Below are 2,112 nucleotides of genomic sequence, written 5' to 3' on the forward strand. Positions count from 1 at the left end.
TTGAATTCTTCTGTGTAAGTTCTTCTTTTTCCCATTTCGGGCACCTCCTGATTATATTATATATCTTAACTCGGTGTCCTACAAATTGGGGGAGGGTCAGGAAAGTGCTCATTGGTATAAAGAAGTAATCACTAATAATGGAGTTGATAAGTAATAGTCAGAGAAGTATTAAGATTAAAATTAAAGGGGGATAGAAATGTTAACGATAATAGAGAATGAATTAATTAAGGTTAAGATAGCTAGTCAGGGAGCAGAGATGACTAGTCTAGAGCTAAAAGAGGATAATCAAGAATATTTATGGAAGGCTGACCCAAGGTATTGGGGGCGCCATGCACCAGTATTATTTCCGATTGTAGGTAAGGTAAAGAATGATCAGTATAAAGTAGATGGTGAAGTTTTTAAGCTGACTCAACATGGATTTGCTAGAGACAATGAATTTGAATTAGTTGAGCAGGAGGAGCAAAGGGTAGTATATAGGCTAACAAGTAGTGAAGAGTTGTTAAATAAGTATCCTTATCAGTTTGAATTAGAGATTGAGTATAAATTAGTAGCTAATCGAGTTGAGGTCACTTATAATGTGAAGAACAAAGATCAAAAAACTATCTACTTCTCTATAGGAGCTCATCCAGCCTTTAATTGGCCTTTAGAAGAAGGAGAGACTAAAGAGGACTATTATTTAGATTTTGAAGAGAATGAAAAGCTAAGGGCTTCTTTATTAGATGAAGGATTATTGAGTGATACCACTATAGAATTTTTAGCTAATAATAATAGCAAGCCTTTAGCTGAAGAGTTATTTCGAAATGATGCTTTGATTCTAAAAGATCTAAAATCAAAGTCAGTCTCATTAAAGAGTAAGAGCTCTGACAGAGAGGTTAAAGTAGAATTTGCTGGTTTTCCATATATGGGTATCTGGTCACCACCAGCTGGAGCGCCTTTTATCTGTATTGAGCCTTGGTATGGGGTTGCTGATGATAAAAATTCTGATGGTAATTTTAAGACTAAAGAAGGGATTGAAGTTCTACAGCCTGAGGCAGAATTCTCTTGTACGTATAGTATAAGTATCAAGTAGCTGTTAGCTTCTAGCAACTAATAAAAAAGAAAATAGGTGATGAGATGGATAAATCTTATGTAGTAGGTGTTGATTTAGGTGGTACCAAGATTTTAACTGCTCTAGCAGACTTAGAGGGAAATATTATAGCTAAATGTAAAGTACCTACAGAGGCTAAGCAGGGTAAGGATAGAATCTTTACTAACATCAAAAAAACTATTTATAATGTTTTAGAAGAAGCTAAGATTGATATGAAAGCAGTCAAAGGAATTGGCTTAGGTAGTCCAGGTCCTTTAGATGTTAAAACAGGAGTAATTGTCAATCCTCCTAATTTAGATTTAGAGAATGTAGATGTCTTAGCAGAGTTATCAGAATTTCAAGTACCAGTATTTTTAGAGAATGATGCCAATGCTGCTACTTTGGCAGAAAAATACTTTGGAGCAGGAAAAGAAGCAGAAAATATGGTTTATATGACTGTAAGTACTGGAATAGGTGCTGGAGTAATAATCAATAATAAGATCGTTCATGGGGTAAGTAGTGGAGCAGGTGAAGTAGGGCATACTACTTTAGACCCCCATAGTGATCTGCAATGTGGCTGTGGGAATTATGGTTGTTTTGAGGTGTTAGCTTCTGGTACTGCCTTAGGTAGAATGGGGCAAGAGGCTGTAAAATCAGGTAAAGATACTTTAATTGCTCAATTGGTAGATGATCTAGCAGAGGTTAATGGTGCCACTGTGGCAGAGGCTGCTTACAAGGGGGATCAGCTAGCCCAAGAGATAATTGATGAACTAGCCAATTATTTAGGGATAGGGCTAGCCAATCTAATTAATAACTTCAACCCTGAAAAGATCATTATTGGTGGTGGAGTTATTGCTTCTTGGGATTTATTTGAGGCTAAGGTCAAAGAGACTGTTCAAGCTAGAGCTTTAGATTTCTTAGCAGAAGCTACAACGATTACTACTGCTCTGAGCTTCCCCCATTAAATTAGACACATAGTTTAGACGTTTTTCTCTCATTTTCGTAGTTTTCCGGACTTTTATAATCCAGAGTAGAATGCATTCTGA

General features: G+C 36.4%; 2 protein-coding genes. Both read left to right on the forward strand.

Going from position 1 to position 2,112, the window contains the following annotated elements; translation table 11 throughout:
- Positions 1-196 precede the first annotated feature (196 nt).
- Complete coding sequence (locus tag CI949_RS20125) at positions 197-1,069, forward strand: aldose 1-epimerase family protein (protein ID WP_290769778.1); 873 nt, start codon at positions 197-199, stop codon at positions 1,067-1,069.
- Between the two features lie 44 nt (positions 1,070-1,113).
- Entirely contained in the window at positions 1,114-2,031 is a 918-nt protein-coding gene (locus CI949_RS20130; protein ID WP_290769780.1) for an ROK family protein, read from the forward strand.
- Positions 2,032-2,112: the final 81 nt, after the last annotated feature.

This window comes from Halanaerobium sp. (assembly GCF_003070835.1).

Excerpts from the sequence above, each read along its gene's own strand:
- CI949_RS20130 (WP_290769780.1), top strand. The coding sequence starts at position 1,114 with ATGGATAAATCTTATGTAGTAGGTGTTGATTTAGGTGGTACCAAGATT.
- CI949_RS20125 (WP_290769778.1), top strand. The coding sequence starts at position 197 with ATGTTAACGATAATAGAGAATGAATTAATTAAGGTTAAGATAGCTAGT.